The 23,451-nt window shown below is 45.8% G+C and carries 27 protein-coding genes; 16 read left to right on the plus strand and 11 right to left on the minus strand.

What is annotated here, in order from left to right; translation table 11 throughout:
* Window positions 1–19 precede the first annotated feature (19 nt).
* Together FIV04_RS10910 and FIV04_RS10915 are read right to left on the minus strand one after the other, a co-directional pair.
* Window positions 20–943, minus strand: a complete 924-nt coding sequence (locus tag FIV04_RS10910) for a Dyp-type peroxidase (protein WP_152469133.1) — start codon at window positions 941–943, stop codon at window positions 20–22.
* A gap of 65 nt (window positions 944–1,008) precedes the next feature.
* Window positions 1,009–1,470 (minus strand): DUF2919 domain-containing protein, encoded by a 462-nt coding sequence (locus tag FIV04_RS10915; RefSeq protein WP_152469134.1) that lies wholly within the window; start codon window positions 1,468–1,470, stop codon window positions 1,009–1,011.
* A gap of 108 nt (window positions 1,471–1,578) precedes the next feature.
* Here FIV04_RS10915 and FIV04_RS10920 point away from each other — a divergent pair, with 108 nt between their 5' ends.
* Together FIV04_RS10920 and FIV04_RS10925 are read left to right on the plus strand one after the other, a co-directional pair.
* On the plus strand, window positions 1,579–1,920 hold the full coding sequence (locus tag FIV04_RS10920) for a DUF2956 domain-containing protein (RefSeq protein ID WP_150869094.1): 342 nt from the start codon (window positions 1,579–1,581) through the stop codon (window positions 1,918–1,920).
* 9 nt (window positions 1,921–1,929) lie between these two features.
* A complete protein-coding gene (locus tag FIV04_RS10925; protein ID WP_152469135.1) occupies window positions 1,930–2,262 on the plus strand; it encodes a DUF4156 domain-containing protein in 333 nt (110 codons plus the stop codon).
* Window positions 2,263–2,333: 71 nt separating this feature from the next.
* Here the strand turns inward: FIV04_RS10925 and FIV04_RS10930 are convergent, their stop codons facing one another.
* Window positions 2,334–2,621: a helix-turn-helix domain-containing protein gene (locus tag FIV04_RS10930; RefSeq protein WP_152469136.1), complete on the minus strand. Its 288-nt coding sequence runs from the start codon at window positions 2,619–2,621 to the stop codon at window positions 2,334–2,336.
* A gap of 205 nt (window positions 2,622–2,826) precedes the next feature.
* On the opposite strand from FIV04_RS10930, the gene FIV04_RS10935 reads away from it, so the two are divergent.
* From FIV04_RS10935 to FIV04_RS10950, 4 genes are all read left to right on the plus strand, one after another.
* Complete coding sequence (locus tag FIV04_RS10935; protein ID WP_152469137.1) at window positions 2,827–3,174, plus strand: ArsC family reductase; 348 nt, start codon at window positions 2,827–2,829, stop codon at window positions 3,172–3,174.
* Window positions 3,175–3,272: 98 nt separating this feature from the next.
* Complete coding sequence (dapE, locus tag FIV04_RS10940; RefSeq protein WP_152469138.1) at window positions 3,273–4,412, plus strand: succinyl-diaminopimelate desuccinylase; 1,140 nt, start codon at window positions 3,273–3,275, stop codon at window positions 4,410–4,412.
* 42 nt (window positions 4,413–4,454) lie between these two features.
* A complete protein-coding gene (locus tag FIV04_RS10945) occupies window positions 4,455–5,129 on the plus strand; it encodes a M15 family metallopeptidase (RefSeq protein ID WP_152469139.1) in 675 nt (224 codons plus the stop codon).
* An 8-nt stretch (window positions 5,130–5,137) separates the two neighbouring features.
* Complete coding sequence (locus FIV04_RS10950) at window positions 5,138–5,329, plus strand: DUF2897 family protein (protein ID WP_150869099.1); 192 nt, start codon at window positions 5,138–5,140, stop codon at window positions 5,327–5,329.
* 108 nt (window positions 5,330–5,437) lie between these two features.
* Here FIV04_RS10950 and bamC read toward each other — a convergent pair whose 3' ends face one another.
* Together bamC and dapA are read right to left on the minus strand one after the other, a co-directional pair.
* Complete coding sequence (gene bamC / locus FIV04_RS10955; protein ID WP_150869100.1) at window positions 5,438–6,475, minus strand: outer membrane protein assembly factor BamC; 1,038 nt, start codon at window positions 6,473–6,475, stop codon at window positions 5,438–5,440.
* Between the two features lie 47 nt (window positions 6,476–6,522).
* Window positions 6,523–7,401 carry a 4-hydroxy-tetrahydrodipicolinate synthase gene (gene dapA, locus FIV04_RS10960; protein ID WP_152469140.1) on the minus strand — a complete coding sequence of 293 codons (879 nt, stop codon included), beginning with the start codon at window positions 7,399–7,401 and terminating at the stop codon, window positions 6,523–6,525.
* Between the two features lie 372 nt (window positions 7,402–7,773).
* Here dapA and FIV04_RS10965 point away from each other — a divergent pair, with 372 nt between their 5' ends.
* Together FIV04_RS10965 and bcp are read left to right on the plus strand one after the other, a co-directional pair.
* Window positions 7,774–8,316, plus strand: a complete 543-nt coding sequence (locus FIV04_RS10965) for a glycine cleavage system protein R (RefSeq protein ID WP_032551739.1) — start codon at window positions 7,774–7,776, stop codon at window positions 8,314–8,316.
* A gap of 12 nt (window positions 8,317–8,328) precedes the next feature.
* A complete protein-coding gene (bcp, locus tag FIV04_RS10970) occupies window positions 8,329–8,796 on the plus strand; it encodes a thioredoxin-dependent thiol peroxidase (protein ID WP_150869101.1) in 468 nt (155 codons plus the stop codon).
* Between the two features lie 95 nt (window positions 8,797–8,891).
* Here the strand turns inward: bcp and FIV04_RS10975 are convergent, their stop codons facing one another.
* Window positions 8,892–9,965: an AI-2E family transporter gene (locus tag FIV04_RS10975; protein WP_032551737.1), complete on the minus strand. Its 1,074-nt coding sequence runs from the start codon at window positions 9,963–9,965 to the stop codon at window positions 8,892–8,894.
* Window positions 9,958–10,197, minus strand: a complete 240-nt coding sequence (locus FIV04_RS10980) for a sulfurtransferase TusA family protein (protein ID WP_032551735.1) — start codon at window positions 10,195–10,197, stop codon at window positions 9,958–9,960. Before FIV04_RS10980 ends, FIV04_RS10975 begins: the two co-directional genes overlap by 8 nt.
* A 179-nt stretch (window positions 10,198–10,376) precedes the next feature.
* On the opposite strand from FIV04_RS10980, the gene FIV04_RS10985 reads away from it, so the two are divergent.
* From FIV04_RS10985 to FIV04_RS11000, 4 genes are all read left to right on the plus strand, one after another.
* Entirely contained in the window at window positions 10,377–11,831 is a 1,455-nt protein-coding gene (locus FIV04_RS10985) for a M48 family metallopeptidase (protein ID WP_152469141.1), read from the plus strand.
* An 89-nt stretch (window positions 11,832–11,920) separates the two neighbouring features.
* Complete coding sequence (arsC, locus tag FIV04_RS10990) at window positions 11,921–12,271, plus strand: arsenate reductase (glutaredoxin) (RefSeq protein WP_032551733.1); 351 nt, start codon at window positions 11,921–11,923, stop codon at window positions 12,269–12,271.
* Between the two features lie 6 nt (window positions 12,272–12,277).
* The gene (wrbA, locus tag FIV04_RS10995) at window positions 12,278–12,868 is read left to right on the plus strand and encodes an NAD(P)H:quinone oxidoreductase (RefSeq protein ID WP_152469142.1); all 591 of its coding nucleotides are present in this window, start codon (window positions 12,278–12,280) and stop codon (window positions 12,866–12,868) included.
* Window positions 12,868–13,305 carry a DUF2069 domain-containing protein gene (locus FIV04_RS11000; protein ID WP_172974270.1) on the plus strand — a complete coding sequence of 146 codons (438 nt, stop codon included), beginning with the start codon at window positions 12,868–12,870 and terminating at the stop codon, window positions 13,303–13,305. The genes wrbA and FIV04_RS11000 overlap by 1 nt, the downstream gene beginning before the upstream one ends.
* 99 nt (window positions 13,306–13,404) lie before the next feature.
* On the opposite strand, the gene FIV04_RS11005 is transcribed toward FIV04_RS11000, so the two are convergent.
* Window positions 13,405–14,670, minus strand: a complete 1,266-nt coding sequence (locus FIV04_RS11005) for a DUF2066 domain-containing protein (protein WP_152469143.1) — start codon at window positions 14,668–14,670, stop codon at window positions 13,405–13,407.
* Window positions 14,671–14,938: 268 nt separating this feature from the next.
* Here FIV04_RS11005 and FIV04_RS11010 point away from each other — a divergent pair, with 268 nt between their 5' ends.
* Entirely contained in the window at window positions 14,939–16,177 is a 1,239-nt protein-coding gene (locus FIV04_RS11010) for a uracil-xanthine permease family protein (RefSeq protein ID WP_150869106.1), read from the plus strand.
* Window positions 16,178–16,277: 100 nt separating this feature from the next.
* Here FIV04_RS11010 and upp read toward each other — a convergent pair whose 3' ends face one another.
* Complete coding sequence (upp, locus tag FIV04_RS11015; protein WP_172974240.1) at window positions 16,278–16,904, minus strand: uracil phosphoribosyltransferase; 627 nt, start codon at window positions 16,902–16,904, stop codon at window positions 16,278–16,280.
* Between the two features lie 167 nt (window positions 16,905–17,071).
* On the opposite strand from upp, the gene purM reads away from it, so the two are divergent.
* Together purM and purN are read left to right on the plus strand one after the other, a co-directional pair.
* Window positions 17,072–18,112 (plus strand): phosphoribosylformylglycinamidine cyclo-ligase, encoded by a 1,041-nt coding sequence (gene purM / locus FIV04_RS11020; RefSeq protein WP_032551727.1) that lies wholly within the window; start codon window positions 17,072–17,074, stop codon window positions 18,110–18,112.
* Window positions 18,113–18,241: 129 nt separating this feature from the next.
* Window positions 18,242–18,898, plus strand: a complete 657-nt coding sequence (purN, locus tag FIV04_RS11025; protein WP_152469144.1) for a phosphoribosylglycinamide formyltransferase — start codon at window positions 18,242–18,244, stop codon at window positions 18,896–18,898.
* 87 nt (window positions 18,899–18,985) lie between these two features.
* Here the strand turns inward: purN and FIV04_RS11030 are convergent, their stop codons facing one another.
* A complete protein-coding gene (locus FIV04_RS11030) occupies window positions 18,986–19,831 on the minus strand; it encodes a class II glutamine amidotransferase (protein ID WP_032551725.1) in 846 nt (281 codons plus the stop codon).
* A gap of 69 nt (window positions 19,832–19,900) precedes the next feature.
* Window positions 19,901–20,476: a D-sedoheptulose 7-phosphate isomerase gene (gene lpcA, locus FIV04_RS11035; RefSeq protein WP_032551724.1), complete on the minus strand. Its 576-nt coding sequence runs from the start codon at window positions 20,474–20,476 to the stop codon at window positions 19,901–19,903.
* 326 nt (window positions 20,477–20,802) lie between these two features.
* Between lpcA and fadE the strand changes: the two genes are divergently transcribed.
* Entirely contained in the window at window positions 20,803–23,253 is a 2,451-nt protein-coding gene (gene fadE / locus FIV04_RS11040) for an acyl-CoA dehydrogenase FadE (RefSeq protein WP_152469145.1), read from the plus strand.
* Window positions 23,254–23,451 lie beyond the last annotated feature (198 nt).

Consider the following 23,451-nt stretch of genomic DNA (forward strand, 5'->3'; position numbering starts at 1 on the left):
ATTGTCGCTACGGCTATCGTTACTTAATCGACAGTTCAGCCAACATCTGCTGTGACGGTGCGAAGTAGTAAGCGCCAGTCACTGCACGGGTAAAGCGCAGCAATTGGTCAGTCTTACCATCTGTTACGCCATACATGCTTTCAAGCATTGCATCAAAGTTATGGCGAACATTACAGTAAGCGATGAATAGCAAGCCGTGATCTCCCGTCGCGCTACCGTAAGGCAGGCTATGACGAACAATTTTCAGACCTTTGCCTTCTTCTTTGATATCAACACGGCCAACATGCGATGCTGCAGGCACATCGTCTAGCTCAATAGAATCAGGCTTAGTACGGCCGACTACCTTCTCTTGCGCTTTAACATTTAGGCGATTCCAAGCAGGTAGGTTATGGATAAAACGCTGAACCATAACGTAACTGCCACCCGCAAATTCACCTTCAGGGATAAGTGCCACTTCAGCACGCTGAGCATCTTTCGGGTTCTCGGTGCCATCGACAAAATCCGTCATATCACGGGAATCTAGATAGCGGTAGCCGTAAGTCTCATCAACGACTTCTACATCTTCAGACACGTGCTCTAGCAACTTACGAATCACATAGAAGTGCAAATCGTGGCGGTTAGAGTGGCAGTGAAGCAGCACATCAGAGTCTGTACTTGGTGCCGTTACGTCACCCTCACCAAGTGCCGGGAAGGCGATTAAGTCAGCCGGAGCTGCTTGTTCAAACTTGTCCCAAAATGTCTTAGAGAAAGCCAATGAAAGAGTCAGGTTAGACTCTGGTTGTGTCTCGTTCAGTTCTGCAACTAAAGAAGGCAGCTGCTTTAGTTGTTCTAATACTTGTGGTGCATTGTTTACGACTTTTAGCTGCACATACAGAGCGAAAGGCCCAGCTTCAGGTAAAATAGCACCTTGCGCTAGAGGCTGCTCATTTGAAGAGTTAAGCATAGTTCGATCCTTTCATTTTTAGCTTCTAGTATAAATATGATTGTATTAATTATTTTTGATTATTGTCAGTCTTCAGCTTCAACGGTGATAAAACAATCTCGTACAGTATTGCTCTTGATGAGATAGATTAAAAACCACAATAACAGCGTCAGTGTGACGCCATGTAACCAATGAAACACACCGTGATCGAGATAGACAAGATAAACGGTATGTGCAAACTGGCTTAAAACAGCGAAAAGGGTGACCCATCGTCCCCAAGAGACAATCGTATTAACATACGGGCGTTCCGGCGATCTCAGGCCAAACAGCCACATCAATAGAACGCTCGGCACACTGAGAGCAATTCCCACATAAAACATTTGATGGTCGGGGTAAGCTATCTCTAGTATTTTAGCTCCTGACTCACGACTGGCACCAGCCACAACAAACACGACCAAGGCCTTGGCCAAAAACAACCAACCCAGCCACAGTAAAATCGGTGCTTTAAGAAAGCCGTGTTTATCATATTGTTCTAAAGAATACCGCACAGCTCTCACTTCAGCTTATTAGAAAACAGACACTTTAACGCAAATCATTCATACTTCTCTAGGTTTACGTTATCTTATCTACATATTGGTATTAACGATTATCTCAGCATGAAAAAGAAGACACAGACTCCTTCTGTTGAATCCCAACAAGAAGCGTTCAAAATTGCCAAAGCAACTCAAAAGCCAGGGCAAACCAAAGAGCAGACTAAACTCATTGCTCAAGGCATCGAGAAAGGCATCGCGCAATACAAAAAACAGCAAAAAGAGCGAAACCGTCAGGCCGATAAGGCTAAAAAGAAGCAACAAAAAGAGAAGCAGCAAAACCTTGCTCAAGCCAAAGAGGTCGCCACTGAGCCCGCCGCAGAACCAGCACAAAAACAAAGTATGCTGCCGTGGGTACTATTGATTGTGAGTTGGCTTGGCTTTGCTGCCTACATTACTCAATCGTGAGATGATGAAATGAAACGACTAACAATAGGGCTACTGACTCTCGGCCTACTAGCAGGGTGTACAACCCCGACTAAAGTGCCACATGAGAACGCTCACCTAGTAAGGATGGACTACCATGGCATTATTGACATCAGTGGTTGCCAATACAAAGGGGAGATAACCGGGAGCGAGGGGCATTGGTATAGCTATCTATTCTTCCCGAATGATACCTTGGTTCAAGGAGCGATGAATGAGCTTAAATCTAATGCTATCGCGCTAGATGCAGACACCGTCATTTTTACGCTACCGCAAGACTTCGCGACATCGGTGACCATGCTTGGCGCTGCTTATGACTGCCCATAATGTTTTCGCGGTTTCGATAACATCAAATTGAAAACGAGTTGATAAAAAAGAAAAAGCCAGCTTTCGCTGGCTTATGCACTAAATCCAAGACTGGACGCTATATCATTCTTACGCTCCAGAACCCATTGACTGTCGAATGGTCCCCAATCAGATAACTGATAGTAACCATCATTATGACGTCGCCCATCTTGAATAAACATGAGTTCGATACCGATCCCCGGTAACGCCTTGAGTACATCTTGAATAGTACGACGAGGCCAACCCGTTTTTTCGATGAGTTTAGGCACATTCGGCCTTTCAAGGCTTTCGACGAGTAACGCTAAATATAGCCGCCTTGCAAAAACAGGACTCAACTCCATTGACACCTCCTATATATGTGCCAGTTAATTATTTCTTTTTTCTCATCCGACATGTTGAGGTTGATCAATAAGTCTCCATTCGTGACATTTTCTTACTGTTTTTTTTCGTTCTTTGAAATATTCCTCACTCTGTTTTGTCTGAATTCCGAGTTCCTGATAGGATTCCACACATAACAATGAAAGAAGATCACCAAAAGGAAGAATAATGACTATCACAATGTTTGGTATCCCGAACTGCGACACAATCAAAAAAGCTAAAAAGTGGCTACAAGCTGAAGAGATCAGCTTCGAATTTCACGATTACCGTAAACAAGGTGTCGATGAAGCGCTAGTCCGCGGCTTCTGTGAGGAGCTAGGTTGGGAACAAGTGCTTAACAAGCGTGGCACGACTTATCGCCAGCTCACTCAAGAACAAAAAGATGGCCTAAATGAAGAAAATGCCATCGCTCTTTTGGTTGAACAACCTGCAATGATTAAGCGACCAATCCTAAAAGTTGATGATAAGCTGCATATTGGCTTCAAAGCTGATCAATATTCCGCTATTTTTGCTTAATCCCCATTTGCACTAGCACTGAAAACAACTTTAGAAACGTGGTGACCAAACGCCACGTTTTAAAAAAACAAAAGACAAGTAGAACAAGGAACTCAAGGATGACAGACAGCCCAACTTTGGCTCTGGCAAAAGACCTCATTAGCCGTCAATCAGTAACACCAGAAGACGCTGGCTGCCAAGAAGTAATGATCAATCGCCTCAAAGCCCTCGGCTTTGAAATCGAGGTGATGGTATTCGAAGACACCACCAACTTTTGGGCTCGCCGTGGCACAGAAGCACCGCTGTTCGCTTTCGCAGGTCATACAGATGTCGTTCCTTCTGGTCCTGCAGAGCTTTGGGATACGCCACCATTCGAACCAACGATTGTTGATGGTTACCTTCACGGCCGTGGTGCAGCGGATATGAAAGGTTCACTGGCTTCGATGATTGTTGCCGTTGAACAGTTCATCGCAGAAAACCCGGTTCACAAAGGCTCTATCGGCTTTTTGATCACTTCGGATGAAGAAGGACCATTCATTAACGGTACTGTACGTGTTGTTGAAACACTGATGGCTCGTGGCGAGAATATCGACATGTGTATCGTGGGTGAACCTTCAAGTACAGAATTCGTCGGAGATGTAGTAAAAAATGGCCGCCGTGGCTCAATCACGGGCGATCTTACAGTCAAAGGTACACAAGGCCATGTTGCCTACCCGCACCTAGCGAATAACCCTGTACACAGCTCTCTGCTTGCGATTCATGAGCTTGCAACAACCGAGTGGGATAAAGGTAATGATTACTTCCCACCAACGAGCTTCCAAATTCCAAACGTGAGCGCAGGCACTGGTGCATCAAACGTTATTCCTGGCGAATTCAACGTTCAGTTTAACCTTCGTTTTAGTACTGAACTAAGCAACGACATCATTGTAGAGCGCATTACGAGCACTCTAGACAAGTACGACTTTGAATACGACCTGAAGTGGACATTCAATGGCGACCCGTTCCTGACTGATACTGGTGCTCTTCTGGATGCCATCGTTGATGCCGTTGACCACGTAAACGACGTAAAACCAGCGCTGTTAACCACTGGTGGTACATCTGACGGTCGCTTCATTGCACGCATGGGTGGACAGGTTGTGGAACTAGGCCCGGTGAATGCAACCATTCACAAAGTGAACGAGTGTGTGAAAGTCGCTGATCTAGAGAAGCTGACTGATATGTACCAACGTACATTGGTGAACCTACTAGCAAACTCATAGTCTTTAAAAACCAAAAAGACAACAATAAAGTTGGGCAACCTCATGACACCTAAAGAGTTAACCGGACAAGTAGAGTCTCATTTAGCAGAGACATTAATTGGAAGTAAAACCTTTCTTGTACATCATGAGGTCGCCCAAGATCTTCGCCGCTTAGTTGCTGCCGCCGAGCAAGCAGGTTACAAAATGGAGATCGCCAGTGGTTTTCGAAGCTATCAGCGTCAGTCTTTGATCTGGAATCGAAAATACGCAGGAGAAACCGCTATTTTAGACAGCGATAGTCAACCGTTAGATGCCGCTCAGTTAACGGACACTGAAAAACTGTGGGCTATCTTGCGCTGGTCTGCCCTACCCGGTGCCAGTCGTCACCACTGGGGGACTGATTTTGACGTCTTTGCTCGCAATTATCTTCCCGCTGACACCCAACTGCAGTTAGAGCCTTGGGAATACTTCGAAGGCCACCAACATAGCTTTTATCAATGGCTAGAAGCTAACGCTGATGAGTTTGGCTTTTTCTTCCCATATCGCAAGGACTTAGGAGGCGTGGCTGTGGAGCCGTGGCACATTAGTCATAAACGTACTGCGCAGCTTTGTCTATCACAGTTATCGTGTCCCCTACTTGGCAATCAACTTCAGTCTGAGCCAATATTAGGGTATGAGGTCGTTATGGAGCACCTTGAATCCATCTATGATCGTTTCATAACGAATATCAGTAACTAGGAGCTTATATGCTTGAATGGCTAACCAACCCTTGGGTCATCATTTTTATCGTGGTTAGTGTTGTCGTCGGTAACATTGCAGCACTCAAGTACACAGCAAACATGAACGTCGGCAAGGCAGATAAACTGAAAAAAGAGAGTGATCTCGACAAGCTCAACCGTTTAGACAAACTCAATCGAGAAAACCTCGACGACAAGTAACGAATAGACGATACCGAGCCGTCATTCTCAAGCTAACAGACACAAAAAAGAGGACATAGCGTCCTCTTTTTTAATTGATGTCATTGAGACAGTAACGGATCAGCTAAGTTACTTTTCTTTGGTATCTTTAGTTTGATCTGCTACATGCGCCAAGATAGGAACCAGAGACTTCAATAGTTCTTCTTCCACTGGTTTACCCGAAGCGTCAGTAACGTTGATAGACGTACGGTTACCCAAGTCACCAAATAGGAAGGTGTATGTACCCGGGCTTAGGTCGATCGGCTTAAGACCAATCTCATCCCAAAACTCGTCATCTGGAGACGCATATTTCGCTTTCACGGTACCTTGTGACTGGTTACGTTCCTCTAGCTCAAAGCCCATCTGAGGCAGAAGCTTAGGCAGACGCTGCCACAATACGTTATAAGGCGTACGCGCGATGATCACAGGGAATCCGCTACGGTCTGAGCCCATCGAAATTGGGATCTTCTTAACCAGCTCTTGCGCTTTCAATGCTGCTTCAGCACGCAAGTTCTCGTCATACTTCGCCATCACCAAGTTGGTCATGAAGGCGTTGTAACGCTCTTTATTGGTCGCTGACACAGGCTTCTCTTCAGAACCCTCACGCCAATCAATCAAGTTAATCTTAAAGCCGTGACGATTATTCGCTTCAAAACGAGAGATAGTGTAACGACTGCCGATCTCAACTTCTTCGTCTTCAGAGACCCAAGTAACCCAATCAGTCTCAATCTCTTTATCAGACTGCTCACGAATACCAATGTTACGCTCTGTCAGCATGTCCACGGCGGTTTGCCACACACGATCAGCTTCTTCAGCACGCAGTAACCAAAGAGTGACTTCACCGTTTTGACGCTCAGCACGCGCACCTGGGATCAGCTCCAACACCTGTTGTGGTGGGCGAATATCGACATCGCGGCCAATACCACCAGCAAACTCTCCCTTAGGGATATCGTAGTTTGGGTAGAATTGAGGGGTAGCGTCTTCAGGCAGTTGCCATTGAGTCAACGCTGGGGTTTCTAAGTATTCGAAGTCATCCTTGGCTTGACGACGTTGAGTCGGGCTGCCAGAGCATGCTGTAAGAACGAAAACAGCCAGTGAGCCGATCACTAGCTGGTGAGAATACTTCATTTATACTCCTAAATGCCGAAGACAAGCTTCGGCACTGTTTCAAACATTTAGTAAATACACGCTTCTGTCATTGCTTGCGCAACGATAGGTTGAGCTGGTTCTGACAGTTCTGTCAGCGGAAGTCGAAGACTGCCCTCAGCGATCAAACCCATTTTATGAACCGCCCATTTTACTGGAATTGGATTAGATTCAATGAACAAATGTTTGTGAAGTGGCATTAAACGCTCGTTAATTATCTCTGCCTCTTCAAATTTGCCCTCTTTCGCCAGCTTAAACATAGTAGCCATGTCAGCTGCTGCAACGTTATTCGTTACTGAGATAACACCATCACCGCCACGTTTTACGAATTCTAGGCCTGTGAGGTCGTCACCACTTAGTAAGATAAAATCTTCGCCACAAAGTTCACGATGAATTGCAATTCTGTCTAGATCACCCGTCGCATCTTTAAGTGCAACGATGTTTTCAATCTTTGAAAGACGAGCCACAGTCTCTGGCAATAGGTCTACTGCCGTACGGCCCGGTACGTTGTACAAGATTTGAGGAACGTCGCTCACTTCTGCGATCGCTTTGTAGTGCTGGTACAAACCCTCTTGTGTTGGTTTGTTGTAGTAAGGTGTCACACTTAGACAACCTGCAATACCAGAACCATTGAGCAGACGGCTGAACAGTACTGACTCATGAGTTGCATTTGCACCCGTACCTGCAATCACAGGTATACGGCCATCAGCAAACTCAACCATCTTAGTAACGACTTTGACATGCTCTTCGATAGTCAATGTAGAAGATTCACCCGTAGTGCCTACTGCTACTAGACCATCACTACCTGCTGCAATGTGGTGCTCGACCAGTTTTTTAAGGCTTTCGAAATCCACTTCACCGTCAGAATTAAATGGTGTAACCAGCGCAACGATACTTCCTGAAAACATGTCTATCTCCCTTAATTTGTTCTTTTTGCATGTTACTGTAAGCCGATTAAGAAACACAAGCGATTAAAGTCGCTTCGCGGCCACAACTGTATGAAATATTGTCGTATGTTAGAGGTCAAACGACTTATAAGCAGGTTCAATGCTAGAAATGATTTGCTTACGCCCAATGTAACCGATTTAACACCTAACTTGTCAGCGCTCGGTTAGTGGTAGGCTTTTCTCAATATGTTCTCAAACTGAAGTGTCATACTCCGCTCATTGAGTACCCACTTAAGTCTAAGTGACTCATAAAAACACCCCGACCTTCACTCATTAGTTCCTGTATCTGTGCTAACATGCTCTCATCAATGGAATATAAAGAGACGTGATTTTATGACTCAACATCTAGTAATCACCGCAGTGGGCACAGATCGCCCGGGTATTTGTAACCAAGTGGTTCAGTTAGTCACCCAATCAGGCTGTAATATTATCGACAGCCGTATCGCGATGTTTGGTGAAGAGTTTACTCTCATTATGCTGTTATCAGGCAAAGCCAACAATATTACGCGTGTGGAGACGACCCTACCCTTGCTTGGTCAGGAGCATGACCTGATTACTATCATGAAGCGAACGTCCCCGCATGATCATATCGAGAACTCCTATACGCTCGAAGTATTTATCGAATCTGACGATAGACTTGGTCTTACCGAAAAGTTCACTCAGTTCTTCGCCGATAGAGAGATTGGTTTGGACTCGCTCAGCGCGCAGACCATCAACAAGTCGAAGGTACAACTCGATAACGATCAATTCCATATTTCAATTACTGCTTCTGTTCAATCAGAATGTAACCTGATGCAGCTACAAGAAGAATTTAACGCGCTGTGTCAGAGCCTATCAGTCCAAGGCTCGCTCAACTTTATCAAAAACAGTCTTTAAAAAGGAAATGTCATGAATACGCTGACAGCTGGCACTCCAGCACCTGCATTCTCTCTTCCAGATCAAGATGGCAACATCGTTTCTCTTGGTGACTTCAAAGGCAAGAAAGTCCTTTTCTACTTCTACCCAAAAGCGATGACACCGGGTTGTATTGTGCAAGCAGAAGGTCTGCGCGACATCAAGGCTGAGCTAGATGCACTAAACGTTGTGGTTCTTGGTGTAAGCATCGACCCAGTTAAACGTCTACCAAACTTCATTACCAAGAAATCACTGAACTTCTCACTGCTTTCTGATGAAGACCACGCCGTTGCTGAGCAGTTTGGTGTTTGGGGCGAGAAGAAATTCATGGGTAAGGTTTACGATGGCCTGCACCGCATCAGCTTCTTAATCAACGAAGAAGGTGTTATTGAACACGTATTCAACAAGTTCAAGACCAAAACGCACCATGAAGTGGTTCTAGATTACTTCAAGCAAGACTAAACCAGCTTCTGAGACTGTTTCAGTCCAATATAAAGAAAGGCCGAATATCTTTAATATTCGGCCTTTCTTTTTAATCGTGTTTTAAATCAAGCAAGTTACGCTTGTTCTATCTCATCTTCTAAAGCATGGCTTGGTAGTGCGTTCCACACAGCCTTCACCAACGTTGCGAGAGGAATCGCGAAGAAGACGCCCCAGAAGCCCCACAGACCACCAAACACCAATACCGCGACAATGATAGCCACTGGGTGCAAGTTTACTGCCTCTGAGAACAACACAGGAACTAAGACATTACCATCAAGCGCTTGGATGATACCGTACGCCAATAGCAGCCAGTAGAACGGTGGCGCCAGTCCCCACTGGAACAGACCAACGATAGCCACCGGCACAGTTACCGCCGCTGCACCAATGTACGGAATCAACACCGATAGGCCAACCGCGACAGCTAACAGCGCTGAATAACGCAAGTCTAGGATAGCGAAGGTCACATAGCTCACACCGCCAACAATTAAGATCTCAAGTACCTTGCCGCGAATGTAGTTTGAGATTTGTTGATTCATCTCAACCCATACTTTAGTTGCCAAACGACGGTTCTGAGGCAGTAGTCCGCTCGCCATTCTGATCATCTCTTCTTTGTCTTTCAGCAAGAAGAAAATAAGCAGTGGTACCAAGATTAGGTATACAGCAAGCGTTGCAATACTCACCAGTGATGCCAGAGAGCCTTTCACAACGCTCTCACCCATACCTAACACTTTGTTTTTCGCGTTCGACATCACTGACTCTACGATTTGTAGGTTAGCCAGTTCTGGGTAACGTTCAGGGATCGTCGCGATGAACTTTTGCAGCCCGAGGTACATATTCGGGATATCGTTAAGTAGGTTGCCAACCTGATTCCAAATGGTTGGAACCAAACCAAATAGAGCTATCAGCATCACACTGAAGAACATCAAGATAACCAACATCACAGACGGCGTTCTTGGCAAACCGAGACGCTGTAGTTGTGTCACTGGCCACTCAAGTAAGTAGGCAAGCACTATCGCCACCAGCAGTGGTGCGATCAAATGACCGAAAAAATAGATGGTAATAAAACCAAATAAAATGATGGCCACCAAACTGACTGCATGTGGATCAGAAAAACGTCGTTTATACCAACGATTCATCATTTCAAGCATTTGATTGCAATTCCTTTTTTGTAACTTGGATTTGGTGATGACCAGAGCAAGCTTCAACTTCTACACTAAAGGCATGCTTGGATAAAAAGCTTACAATATCGGTCATTGAGCTCTGATCAGCAATATGTATCAACAAGGACTGACCATTTTCTAACTTAACACTGTGACGCTTGGCTAATAATAACGCCATTGGGCAGCGCTCTTGGCGTAAATCTAGAATATTAGGTTTCATTATCTAGCTCGATGCTTATTATAAGGGTCGTATTGTAATCTGTTTTTGAAAACGTGCCATCTTTCATTCCGCAACCTTTAGTTTAACGCACGTACTTAAACAAAGGTGAGAACAGATAAAGAACCATTTCGTGTTGTCCTTGTCTTACTGTCAGAAGAAACGGAGTATTACTGACTAATATGTTTAAACGCGCTCGCTCAATAGCTTGCTTATGCATCGCTACAACACTCGGTAACCCATTACTGGCTCAAGCAAATAGTTTGGACCTTCCCGATATCGGAACGGCGGCCGGCGGCACCCTGACCATAGACCAAGAGTTGATCTATGGTGATGCTTACATGCGCATCATTCGTAGCAGTCAGCCTGTGGTTAATGATCCCGTGCTTAATCAATACATTGATAGCCTGGGTCACCGACTCGTCGCCAATGCCAACGACGTAAAAACGCCGTTCAACTTTTTCATGATTCGCGACAGAAACATCAACGCATTCGCCTTCTTTGGTGGCTATGTCGCATTGCACTCCGGTCTGTTCCTACACGCTCAATCTGAAAGTGAGCTGGCTTCGGTACTGGCTCACGAGATCGCACACGTGACTCAGCGCCACTTAGCGCGAAGTATGGAAGACCAAGCTCGTCGATCGCCGGCAACCATTGCTGCACTTGCTGCATCGGTGTTGTTGGCAATCGCTGCACCAGAAGCAGGTATCGCGGCTCTGACAGCCACAACAGCTGGAAACATGCAGAGTCAGATCAACTACACGCGTAGCAACGAGAAAGAAGCCGATCGCTTTGGTATCAGCACCATGGCTAAAGCCGGATTTGATGTGAATGCGATGCCCCGCTTCTTTGGCCGTCTTGCTGACGAGTACCGTTATGCAAGTACACCACCACCAATGTTGCTGACTCACCCATTACCAGAGGACCGTATTACCGACTCGCGCGCACGTGCTCGCAGTTACCCGCCTCTCAAACTCGCACCATCACTTGACTACCATTTGGCCAGAGCGCGCATTGTTGCTCGCTATGCAGGTATTGATGGCGATGCGGCATTAGATTGGTTTGAGCGTAAGTTGAAGAAGGCTCCGAAATCTATGGTCCCATCTCTAGAGTACGGACAGGCGCTGGTATATCTAGATACGAAGAAGCTTGATAAAGCCGAACCGATTCTAAACAAGCTGATCACCAATGACCCGACTAACCTTTTCTATCTCGATGCGATCTCGGATCTGCACATCGAACAGAAAAAACCGCAAAAGGCGATCAAAGAGCTGAAGGCGGCATTAGTACGTCAACCAAATAACTCAGTGCTGACAATCAATTACGCTAATGCGTTACTTGAGAACCAGGAGCAGCAGGAAGCGGTCCGAGTGCTACAGCGTTATACTCACGACAACCCAAATGACACCAACGGTTGGCATCTATTGTCGAAAGCAAATATCGACTTAGGTAACAGTGATGAAGACCTAGCTGCACGAGCGGAAATTCTAGCTCTGCAAGCGAACTGGAATAAAGCGATCCAGTACTACACTCAAGCCAGTCAAATCGCCGAGCTAGGCAGCCTTAAACAAGCGCGTTACGACGCACGTATTGACCAATTAATGATTCAACGTGAACGCTTCTTGGCACTACAATAGTAATCACCTTAAACAAGACTCAACCTGTTAGGGTTGCCTAATGTGTCGCCCTAACAGAAATAAACTAAAAATAATACCGAGGAAGAACCATGTCTGTCGTAATTTATCATAACCCTCGCTGCTCAAAGAGCCGTCAAACTTTAGCGATTCTTGAAGAAAATGGTGTTCAACCAGAAATCATCAAATATCTAGAGACGCCTTTGTCTGTTGAGCAACTAAAGGTTCTGTTTTCCCAACTAGGTTTTGAAACCGTTCGCGAGATGATGAGAACAAAAGAAGCAGATTACAAAGAAGCAAACCTAGGCGATAGTTCAGTAACCGATGAGCAACTGTTCGCTGCGATGGCGGATAATCCAAAACTATTTGAACGCCCTGTTGTTGTTGCCAATAACCGCGCAAAAATCGGCCGCCCACCAGAGCAAGTACTAGAGATCCTATAAGGCTTTATGAGCGTTTCAATACTGGTCTTATATTACAGTCGTCACGGCAACACACTCGCATTGGCTCGACAGATCGCGCGTGGCGTTGAATCAGTCTCTGGTTGCCAAGCCGTGTTACGAACAGTGCAAGAGATCCACACCAGCGATGCTTCTCCACGTAATGACGTTACAGTGAACGACCCGTGCGCTAGCCTTGAAGACCTAAAAGGATGTGATGGCTTAGCGCTAGGCAGCCCTGTGTGGTTTGGTAATATGGCAGGGGCGATGAAGCACTTCTGGGATAGCACGACCCCGCTATGGGTTAACGGTGATCTCATCGATAAACCAGCCTGCGTCTTTACTTCCTCTTCCTCTTTACATGGTGGTCAAGAGACTACTCTACAAACGATGATGCTACCTTTACTGCATCATGGCATGCTCGTTATGGGAATTCCCTACTCTGAACCTGCTCTGCACACCACTCAAACGGGTGGCACACCCTATGGAGCAAGCAGCGCTGGTGAAAACAGCACGTTGAGCAAAGAAGAGATTGAACTGGCACAAAATCTTGGAAAGCGTTTGGCGAGAACGGCAATAAACCAGAAAGGAATATCTTGATTATGTATATGTCTGAAAAAGCGATGTCTCCCAAGACTAAGCTATTTCGTTACTTTGCTTTGGTGGGTAACTTATTGCTTTTGGGCTGGGTAGTTGCATGGCAAATGACCCTTTCCCCGCACCCTCATTTAGACAACGTCACACTGGCGATTGTATGGGCGGTACCACTGCTTTTGCCACTACCGGGTATTTTGTCGGCTAAGCCTTACACCCATGCGTGGGCTAACTTCATCTTGATGCTCTATTTTCTACATGCATTAACGATTTTGTATGTCGATGGTGGTGAGCGCATGCTCGCGGCAGTTGAGCTTCTGCTCACGACCTTAGGTTTCGCTGGCAACATTCTGTTTGCTCGTTTCCGAGCGAGAGAGCTGGGCATTAAGCTTAAACGCCTATCTGAAGTCGAAAAGAAAGAGAAAGCCAAGTTTGAACAGTAATTGGTAGGTGATCTCTTCGTTAGCACCGCTATCGATTACAGCACCCAACAGCTATAAAAAAGCCCTGCATCGCAGGGCTTTCTTCATTGTTAAGCTCGATTATCGAATCCACTCATAAACCAGGCTTGGCTTTAGTGGTTTTGGAGCGCTGGTAGTCTCAACAATTTCACGGCCTGCGACTTCTCCGGCTGCTTCTTCACTGACATTCGTTTCTGACTTGACTTCCGATGCTTTGACTTCAGCAGATAAGTTACTTGGAGTAACCACTTGTGGCGCTTTCTCAGCTTCCGATTGTGGTTCAACGCCACCCACCGACAAGGTGTTGTCTTGTGCTTCAAATTCAGGCGTCTGCTCTGGCTCTATATAAGATGCTTCAACTTTCGCCACAGAACGTAGGCGCTCCACTTCTGTCTCAAACTCATCTTGAGTAGATAACAGGTGAATTCTGAACGTCACTTCATGATTCTGAATCTTTAGGATATCTAAGCTTGCTACTGAATTAAGTGCTTTTAACGCATTCTCTAGCTGGAAGAAGTCTTGTGCATTATTCAAACTAATGAATTGCGCAAGAATTGACTCCGAAGACTCACTCGCGACTGTGACCGCACTTTTCTTAGCGTAGTAGTTACTGATATCGTTAATCAATGACTGAGACGCAGACGCAGAAGCACCAGTGCCTGAAACAGACCCCGTTACCGGTGATTTCGGTGAACTGGTTATCTGGTTAGGCTGTTGATCGTAAAGTGTCCAACGTAGACCTGACGGCTGAGCACGCACAACCAACACCGCATCCACAGGATAACGTTGACTTGCTTGACTGATAGGTGAAACAAAACCACCCCACAGATCAGACGTTGCAATACCTGTGATGTCGTCGAAGTCACCTACAGGTAGCGTAATTGGTAGGCCACGCAGTTTCGCATTTTGTTGAATGCCTGCCGCTAGCTCAGAATTCGAGTGCTCCCAAACGATATTCTTGTCGTAGTTTTGTTCTTCAACTAGCCACACTAATACGTTGGAACGTGTTTCAGGCCAGTAAGGTAATTGAGCTTGAGTCAGTAGGTTGCGAATCTGGGCGCCATTAAAGCGCATGCGCAACGTAGTTTGCTCACTTGCCTCACCAAAACTCATTTGTGACAGGTACTGAGCGCTTTGACGCATCGCCTTTTTTACCGTCTCATTAGCAGCAACGTCTGTTTGGCCAGTTGCACGGACCAGCACCTGTTGCATGCCCTCATTTCTAGCCGCTCTCTCTGGCTCTTTCTGTTCTGAATTGATGGCCACTTCGGCACTGAAAATATCCACCTGAGTCAGTGCATAACTCGGCGCAGCCAAAAGTCCCATCAACAATGCTAAATAACGCATATCGATCCTAGTCTTAAAATCTTGTGCCCTGATGATAAGCAACTATGGGTAACTGGGCAAGGACGATGGCAGATACTCGATTGAATAACCGAGAATTATCGGGGTGATATATAACTATTAAGGAAAAATAGTGAAGACTTAAGTGATAATGCACATATTTTCGGCAAATGAGCGATAAATTTGACATAACCTATATAGCAATCGATTGCGAGGTGATAAAATCCCGCGAATTTTATTTTTTACTTCACGATTAGCTCAAGGACCTATCATGAAAAATGCTTTGCAAGGTGCGCAAATGCTCTTTGTCGCCTTTGGTGCACTGGTATTAGTCCCCCTACTTACCGGTTTAGATCCCAATGTTGCACTGTTCGGTGCTGGTATTGGTACCCTCCTCTTCCAAGTCATTACTCGCCGTTCGGTTCCAATTTTCTTAGCCTCTTCTTTCGCGTTTATCGCACCGATCATGTTTGGCGTACAAACTTGGGGCATAGGTGCCACAATGGGCGGCCTAATGGCAGCAGGTGTGGTCTATGTGCTGATGGGCGGCCTAATTAAAGTTCGCGGCGTTGGTTTTATCCATAAGCTATTACCGCCAGTGGTAGTTGGTCCGGTTATCATGGTTATCGGTCTTGGTTTAGCACCGGTAGCCGTTAACATGGCACTGGGTAAAACTGGAGACGGCGCAGTACAGCTGGTGGATGCCGATGCGGCTCTTTGGATCTCAGCGATTTCACTGATTGTTACCATCATTATTAGCGTATTCGCTAAAGGCTTTTTAAAACTGCTGCCAATCTTTGGTGGTATCGTAGCGGGTTACATCACTAGCCTAGTCTACGGCGCGGTCGACTTTACTCCGGTAGCTCAAGCCTCTTGGTTGGCTATGCCTAACTTTGTGGCGCCAGAGTTCAACATCAATGCGATCTTCTTCATGGTGTTCGTTGCTATCGCTCCTGCCGTTGAACACGTTGGTGACATGCTGGCCATTTCGAACGTAACGGGTAAAGACTACCTTAAAAAGCCAGGCCTTCACCGCACCATCACAGGTGACGGCGTGGCAACGATTGCTGCTTCTATGCTGGGCGCGCCACCAAACACAACTTACAGTGAAGTAACGGGTGCGGTGATGCTAACGAAAGCCTTCAACCCAGTAATCATGACTTGGGCTGCGGTCACCGCTATCGTGCTTGCACTGGTTGGTAAGCTTGGTGCATTACTTCAAACTATCCCGGTTCCAGTTATGGGCGGTATTATGATCCTACTGTTTGGTTCTATTGCAACAGTTGGCCTAAATACGCTCATCAAAAACCAAGTTGACCTACACAAATCACGCAACCTAGTGATCGTCGGTGTGACACTGGTATTTGGTATCGGCGGCATGGCTTTTGGTATCGGCGATTTCAGCCTTCAGGGCGTAAGTTTGTGTGGTATCGTAGCAATCCTACTAAACCTTGTATTGCCGGAAGAGCTAGGTGAGAACCACTCTGTAGACACTGCGCAAATCAAGTAATCGAATCAATCGAGCACAAACAAAAAGGGAGCGTATCGGATGATACGCTCCCTTTTTTCATTATTATTGGTCATAGCAAATATCGCTACAACCAACCGAATTACTTAGTACCGAAGATCTTATCGCCAGCATCACCTAGACCAGGAACAATGTAGCCCTTGTCGTTTAGCTTCTCATCGATTGCCGCAGTGTAAAGCTCTACATCTGGGTGTGCTTTCTCAAGTGCTGCAATACCTTCTGGCGCAGCAACAAGAACAAGAATCTTAAAGTGCTTACAACCTTTCTCTTTCATAAGATCGATAGTTGCGATCATTGAGCCACCTGTTGCTAGCATTGGGTCAACAACAAGAGCAATACGCTCATCGATGTTAGACGCTAACTTGTTGAAGTATGGCACAGGCTCAAGTGTTTCTTCATCACGGTAGATACCAACTACACTGATACGTGCACTTGGAATATGCTCTAGTACACCGTCCATCATGCCAAGACCAGCACGTAGGATTGGCACAACTGTTACTTTCTTACCTTTAATTTGGTCAACTTCTACTGGACCATTCCAGCCGTTGATCTCTACACGCTCAGTTTCGAAATCTGCTGTCGCTTCATATGTTAGAAGGCTACCCACCTCTGTTGCTAGTTCACGAAAACGCTTCGTGCTGATTTCGCCTTCACGCATCAGGCCAATCTTGTGCTTAACTAGCGGGTGTTTTACTTCAACAACTTTCATTTCCAACTCCGGCAATATTTAAATAAACCCACAGATTATACATCGTTTTTATCACATTTTCAGTATGTTTATTTGGCAAAAAATTTACGCAAACGTTTGCTCTTATTTGGCAAGCCCTGTTAGAATAGCGCCGTTTTCACATCCAACTTAAGACCGAGGACTATCCCGTGAGCGGTAATAATTCTTCTCTAAGCTACAAAGACGCTGGTGTTGATATCGATGCAGGTAACGCACTAGTAGATCGTATTAAAGGTGCTGTAAAACGCACTCGTCGCCCAGAAGTAATGGGTGGCATTGGTGGCTTTGGCGCCCTATGTGAACTACCAACTAAATACAAAGAGCCCGTACTGGTTTCTGGTACAGATGGTGTAGGTACTAAACTTCGCCTTGCTTTGGATATGAAAAAACACGACACCATAGGTATCGACCTAGTGGCAATGTGTGTGAACGACCTAATCGTTCAAGGTGCAGAACCTCTATTCTTCCTAGACTACTACGCAACAGGCAAGCTAGACGTTGATACCGCAGCAGACGTAGTTTCTGGTATCGCTGAAGGTTGTGTGCAATCAGGCTGTGCACTTATCGGTGGTGAAACTGCTGAAATGCCTGGAATGTACGAGGGCGAAGACTACGACGTAGCTGGCTTCTGTGTTGGTGTTGTTGAGAAAGCAGACATCATCGACGGCACTAAAGTTGCGGCGGGTGATGCGCTTATCGCTGTAGGCTCAAGCGGCCCACATTCAAATGGTTACTCACTGATTCGTAAAGTACTAGAAGTATCTGGTGCAGATAAGAACGAAGAGCTAGAAGGTCGCACCATTGGTGAACACCTACTAGAACCAACTAAGATTTACATCAAGTCAGCACTTAAGATGATTGCAGAGCATGATATCCATGCTATCTCGCACATCACAGGTGGTGGTTTCTGGGAAAACATCCCACGCGTACTTCCAGAAGGTACCAAAGCAGTCATCGACGGCAACAGCTGGGAATGGCCAGCTATCTTCAACTGGCTACAAGAGAAAGGTAACGTGGAGACATTTGAGATGTACCGCACTTTCAACTGTGGTGTTGGCCTAGTCGTTGCTCTTCCTAAAGAGCAAGCTGAAGCTGCTGTTGAACTGCTAAAAGCTGAAGGCGAGAACGCTTGGGTGATTGGTGAAATTGCACAAGCGGCTGAAGGTGAAGAGCAAGTTGAAATCAACTAAGCTTGATTGCTAGCTCGCACGATTAAGAATGAGGACTTTAGGTCCTCATTCTGCTATTTACGCCCCAGAAAACCTTAAAATATGTAGGTAAATTGTTATTTACTCTCACTCATCGCGTTTGATACCTCTATGAAAAATAATGCCCCTCAGAAAAACATCGTCGTTTTGATCTCCGGAAGCGGAAGCAACCTCCAAGCCATCCTTGATGCTTGTCAGAACCAGCACATTAATGCTTCTATCAAAGCAGTTTTCTCAAATAAAGCAGAGGCATATGGCTTAGAGCGTGCACGTACTTCAGAAGTCCCAGCACACTCTCTTGATCCAAAATCATTCGAATCAAGAGAAGCGTTCGATCACGAACTAATGCAACAGATCGATGCCTATCAACCTGACTTAATTGTTCTCGCTGGCTATATGCGTATTCTGAGTGCTGATTTTGTTCGTCATTACTTAGGGAAAATGATCAACATTCACCCTTCACTATTGCCGAAGTATCCAGGGCTGCACACACACCAAAGAGCCATTGATGCCAAAGACAAAGAGCACGGAACCAGTGTCCACTTTGTCACGGAAGAGCTAGACGGTGGCCCTGTGATCTTACAGGCAAAGGTGCCTGTTTTTGTAGAAGACGATGCAGACGAATTGGCAAGCCGAGTACTGACACAAGAGCACCAAATCTACCCATTGGTGTGTCAGTGGTTCTGTGATGATAGATTGGTGATGAAAGAGGGTTGTGCTGAGCTCGATGGAAACACGCTTGGCAAGCATGGCTACGCACAAGACTAAAAACGTGCTCATGGCCATAAAACATGTTAGTTCGAATACTAAAAAGGCCGCATTGCGGCCTTTGTTATTTGGAGCTTAGTGTAATGATTACTCTAAGGGTTCGGTCGGAGCTTGGCTTGCCACCTTTTTAGGAGCGTAAGCCACATCAGCTAAAGCTTGATGGTTTGACTCAATCAACTCACCGAAATGGAACAGTGCAAATTCGCCTGGTTTCATGCGCGCCCACTCTTCGTTGTCCGTTAATGGCTGTGTTGCAACCACACTCACAACATCATTCGGCGTGGTCTCTTCCTGAAAATTGATCTCTACATCTTCATCAATCAGGCTCGCTTTTCCAAACGGAGCTCGTCGTGTGATCCAGTAAAGGTGATTGGTACAGTAAGTCATCACATACTCGCCATCACTCAGAAGCATATTGAATACGCCCTTTTCACGCAGCTTGTCACAGCACTCAGCAACAAAGCGGAACATCCCCATCATATCTTGAGGAGGCTCAGGAAAACGATCTTCTAACTGCTTAAGTAGCCAGCAAAACGATAGCTCACTGTCTGTCTGACCAACTGGGCGAAAACGGCCGCTTTCAAGGTCATCATAGTCGGTTAACTGACCATTGTGAGCAAAGGTCCAGTACTTACCCCATAACTCGCGAGTAAAAGGATGAGTATTTTCTAGGTTAACACCACCACGATTTGCTTGACGGATATGACTAACAACAGCACAGCTTTTAATTGGATAGTTTTGAACCAGCTCTGCGATCTTTGACTCGCAGCTTGGATTCGGATCCTTAAAAGTACGAAAGCCTTTTCCTTCATAGAAGGTAATGCCCCAACCATCTCGGTGTGGGCCAGTTTTACCGCCACGTTGCATCAATCCAGTAAAACTAAAACAAATATCCGTTGGCACATTAGCGCTCATGCCGAGCAATTCACACATGGTTAAACCTACTCCCTCTTCAACCAAACATGGAGCTCAACTTAAAGAGCTCCAATCTATTGTTACTTTTTATTCCATCTCTTTTTCAACAAGTTGAATGATGATGTGAATAATTTTGATATGAATTTCCTGAATACGGTCAGCGTAACCAAAGTGCGGAACTCGGATTTCAATATCCGCGCAGCCAGCCATTTTACCGCCATCTTTACCCGTTAAAGCAATTGTCTTCATGCCTTTCGCTTGAGCGGCTTCAATTGCTTTCAGGATGTTGCCAGAGTTACCAGACGTTGATAGACCGAATAACACGTCACCCTTACGGCCAACCGCTTCAACATAGCGAGAGAAAACGAAGTCGTAACCAAAGTCGTTGCTCACACAAGAAAGGTGGCTTGGGTCAGAAATAGCGATGCCTGCATAACCTGGACGGTTCTCGCGGTAGCGACCTGTTAGCTCTTCCGCAAAGTGCATAGCGTCACAGTGTGAACCACCGTTACCACAAGAAAGTACTTTACCCTCTTGTTTGAAAGAATCAGCAATCATCTTAGCGGCTGCTTCAATTTGCGCGATGTTGTGATCATCACTTAAAAACTTGTTCAGAACCTCAGCAGCTTCGTTTAATTCACTTTTGATTAGGTCTTGGTACATAAGGCTTATCTCTTATATGTTTGTGCGTCACTTAAGCATACGCGAAATGAGAATGGAGGTTGTTTCCCCCTTTTACTTGAGTTTACCCACAAACATTTAAGAGTGTCGACAGTTAAGCCAAAAGATTGCCACCTTTATTGTTGTTCTGGTTTCAATTCGCACATTTATTCACCACACACCTCTCACAATTAGAACTTTAACTCTACAGAGATCACTTTTTGCTCAAATTAGAGTTTTACAAATATTTAATACTTTGTTTACACTTAACTGGTTAGACCTCTTACCTAGACCAAAACAATAAGTGATCTCTGAAAAGGAAATCGATCATGAACATACTGCTCTCTCTACTGTGCATGACCATCGTACTAAGTGTCTGCCTGTACCATCGAGTCACCATCACTCGTGCACTCGTGGCATTAACTGCCACTATGTTTGCTCTGACCTTCGCCGCTGATGTCGGCATGACGGGTTGGCTGAGCTACCTACTTGCTGTCGCTATTTTTGCTATTCCAGCAATTAGACAAACACTCATTAGCCAAAAAGCACTGACTGTCTTTAAGAAAGTGCTACCTGCTATGTCTCAAACAGAAAAAGAGGCATTGGAAGCGGGTACAGTTTGGTGGGAAGCAGAGCTGTTTAAAGGCAAGCCAGATTGGAAGAAGCTGCAGAACATCGCAGATCCTAAACTATCCGCAGAAGAACAAGCTTTCTTAGACGGCCCAGTAAATACTGTGTGTGAGATGGTGAGCGATTACCAAGTCACGCATGAGCTTGCAGATCTACCACCGGAAGTTTGGCAATATCTGAAAGATGAAAAATTCTTCGCGATGATCATTAAGAAGAAATACGGCGGCTTAGAGTTTTCTGCATACGCACAATCATTAGTACTACAAAAACTGACTGGTGTTTCTAGCGTTCTATCATCAACCGTAGGCGTGCCTAACTCTTTAGGTCCCGGTGAATTGCTACAGCACTACGGTACTGAAGAGCAAAAGAATCACTACTTACCTCGCCTAGCTGAAGGTAAAGAGATCCCTTGTTTCGCTCTGACTAGCCCAGAGGCAGGTTCAGACGCTGGCTCAATTCCTGATTACGGCATCGTATGTAAGGGCGAGTGGCAAGGTGAAGAAGTTCTGGGTATGCGCTTAACATGGAACAAGCGCTACATCACTCTAGCACCTGTGGCAACAGTTCTTGGCTTAGCATTCAAACTGCGCGACCCTGACGGCTTGCTCGGTGACACACAAGACCTTGGCATTACCTGTGCACTTATCCCAACCGACCTTCCAGGTGTTGAGATTGGTAATCGTCACTTCCCATTGAACGTTCCATTCCAGAATGGACCTACTCAAGCTCAAGACCTGTTCGTTCCAATGGATTTCATCATTGGTGGACAGAAAATGGCAGGCCAAGGTTGGCGTATGCTGGTTGAGTGTCTTTCGGTGGGACGTGGAATCACACTACCGTCAAACTCAACAGGTGGCCTGAAAACGGCAGCTCTCGCAACCGGTGCTTATGCACGTATCCGTCGCCAATTTAAACAGCCTATCGGTCGTATGGAAGGTGTCGAAGAGCCGTTGGCACGCTTGGCGGGTAACGCTTACGTCATGGATGCGGCAAGCAATTTAACCGTTGCTGGTATCGACCTAGGTGAAAAGCCTTCGGTTATCTCAGCTATCGTTAAGTACCACTGTACTCACCGTGGCCAACGCAGCATCATTGATGCAATGGACATCGTAGGCGGTAAAGGTATCTGCTTAGGGCCTTCAAACTTCCTAGCACGTGGTTATCAAGGGTCACCAATTGCGATCACCGTAGAAGGTGCCAACATCCTAACTCGTTCTATGATCATCTATGGTCAAGGTGCTATCCGTTGTCATCCTTATGTACTGGAAGAGATGAATGCTGCCTACTCTGAAAGCAGTGATGCACTCGATAAATTCGATAGTGCACTGGCAGGGCATGTAAGCTTCACCATGAGTAACCTAGTACGCAGCCTATGGTTTGGTTTAACTGATGGTCGCGGTTCAAGCACACCAGCAGATAAAGAGACTAAGCGTTACTACCAGCAACTGAATCGCTACAGTGCCAACTTAGCACTACTATCTGATATCTCGATGGCGGTACTGGGTGGTTCACTGAAACGTAGAGAGCGTTTATCTGCTCGTCTAGGTGACATTTTGAGTCAGCTATACCTTGGCTCAGCGACTCTAAAACGCTTTGAAAGTGAAGGAAGCAATAAAGAAGATCTGGCTTTGGTTCACTGGGGTATGCAAGACAGCCTTCGTCAAACAGAAGTTGCTATTGATGAGTTCCTAGCGAACTTCCCTAACCCAGTTGTCGGTCGTCTACTGCGTGTTATCTTGTTGCCATTTGGCCGTATTCGCCGTGCTCCAAGTGACAAACTAGATAGCCAAGTGGCTCAAATCATCCAAACTCCAAGCGCAACTCGCTCTCGCCTTGGTCGCGGACAGTTCCTTGCACCAACTGAACACAACGCAGTCGGTAAGATTGAGCGTGCACTAGAAGTGATTCTAGAGGCTGAACCGTTATTTGATAAGGTGTGTAAAGAAACGAGTCAACGACGTCCATTCCTACGCTTAGACCTAGTAGCTGAGATTGGTTTAGACAAAGGTATCTTAACTAACGAAGAGGCAGCCCTACTGAAGAGTGCTGAAGAACATCGTCTGTACACCATTAACGTTGACGACTTCGCTCCTGAGGAACTAGCAGCAAAGCCTCAATACCCAGAGACATCGATTGATAACGTCGCATAGGGTTAATGTTGCCTAATTATAATAGTTGATATTAGAAGCAAAACGGGACTCATTGAGTCCCGTTTTTTTATACTTAATTTTGGCACACTGAAGAGCTATATGTGGAGGTAATAATCAGCGTTGAATCCCCCCCAGCTCAAATGGTTTGAGCGCTAACAAACAGTGACCACCCAATAGCGGCAATCAAAAGATCACTAC

This window comes from Vibrio sp. THAF190c (genome assembly GCF_009363355.1).
In the GTDB taxonomy this organism is placed as follows: Bacteria; Pseudomonadota; Gammaproteobacteria; order Enterobacterales; family Vibrionaceae; genus Vibrio; species Vibrio fortis_A.

Coding starts and splice junctions, on each gene's coding strand:
- FIV04_RS10910 (WP_152469133.1), bottom strand. CDS start 943: ATGCTTAACTCTTCAAATGAGCAGCCTCTAGCGCAAGGTGCTATTTTA.
- FIV04_RS10920 (WP_150869094.1), top strand. CDS start 1,579: ATGAAAAAGAAGACACAGACTCCTTCTGTTGAATCCCAACAAGAAGCG.
- FIV04_RS10925 (WP_152469135.1), top strand. CDS start 1,930: ATGAAACGACTAACAATAGGGCTACTGACTCTCGGCCTACTAGCAGGG.
- FIV04_RS10930 (WP_152469136.1), bottom strand. CDS start 2,621: ATGGAGTTGAGTCCTGTTTTTGCAAGGCGGCTATATTTAGCGTTACTC.
- FIV04_RS10935 (WP_152469137.1), top strand. CDS start 2,827: ATGACTATCACAATGTTTGGTATCCCGAACTGCGACACAATCAAAAAA.
- dapE (WP_152469138.1), top strand. CDS start 3,273: ATGACAGACAGCCCAACTTTGGCTCTGGCAAAAGACCTCATTAGCCGT.
- FIV04_RS10945 (WP_152469139.1), top strand. CDS start 4,455: ATGACACCTAAAGAGTTAACCGGACAAGTAGAGTCTCATTTAGCAGAG.
- FIV04_RS10950 (WP_150869099.1), top strand. CDS start 5,138: ATGCTTGAATGGCTAACCAACCCTTGGGTCATCATTTTTATCGTGGTT.
- bamC (WP_150869100.1), bottom strand. CDS start 6,475: ATGAAGTATTCTCACCAGCTAGTGATCGGCTCACTGGCTGTTTTCGTT.
- dapA (WP_152469140.1), bottom strand. CDS start 7,401: ATGTTTTCAGGAAGTATCGTTGCGCTGGTTACACCATTTAATTCTGAC.
- FIV04_RS10965 (WP_032551739.1), top strand. CDS start 7,774: ATGACTCAACATCTAGTAATCACCGCAGTGGGCACAGATCGCCCGGGT.
- bcp (WP_150869101.1), top strand. CDS start 8,329: ATGAATACGCTGACAGCTGGCACTCCAGCACCTGCATTCTCTCTTCCA.
- FIV04_RS10975 (WP_032551737.1), bottom strand. CDS start 9,965: ATGCTTGAAATGATGAATCGTTGGTATAAACGACGTTTTTCTGATCCA.
- FIV04_RS10980 (WP_032551735.1), bottom strand. CDS start 10,197: ATGAAACCTAATATTCTAGATTTACGCCAAGAGCGCTGCCCAATGGCG.
- FIV04_RS10985 (WP_152469141.1), top strand. CDS start 10,377: ATGTTTAAACGCGCTCGCTCAATAGCTTGCTTATGCATCGCTACAACA.
- arsC (WP_032551733.1), top strand. CDS start 11,921: ATGTCTGTCGTAATTTATCATAACCCTCGCTGCTCAAAGAGCCGTCAA.
- wrbA (WP_152469142.1), top strand. CDS start 12,278: ATGAGCGTTTCAATACTGGTCTTATATTACAGTCGTCACGGCAACACA.
- FIV04_RS11005 (WP_152469143.1), bottom strand. CDS start 14,670: ATGCGTTATTTAGCATTGTTGATGGGACTTTTGGCTGCGCCGAGTTAT.
- FIV04_RS11010 (WP_150869106.1), top strand. CDS start 14,939: ATGAAAAATGCTTTGCAAGGTGCGCAAATGCTCTTTGTCGCCTTTGGT.
- upp (WP_172974240.1), bottom strand. CDS start 16,904: ATGAAAGTTGTTGAAGTAAAACACCCGCTAGTTAAGCACAAGATTGGC.
- purN (WP_152469144.1), top strand. CDS start 18,242: ATGAAAAATAATGCCCCTCAGAAAAACATCGTCGTTTTGATCTCCGGA.
- FIV04_RS11030 (WP_032551725.1), bottom strand. CDS start 19,831: ATGTGTGAATTGCTCGGCATGAGCGCTAATGTGCCAACGGATATTTGT.
- lpcA (WP_032551724.1), bottom strand. CDS start 20,476: ATGTACCAAGACCTAATCAAAAGTGAATTAAACGAAGCTGCTGAGGTT.
- fadE (WP_152469145.1), top strand. CDS start 20,803: ATGAACATACTGCTCTCTCTACTGTGCATGACCATCGTACTAAGTGTC.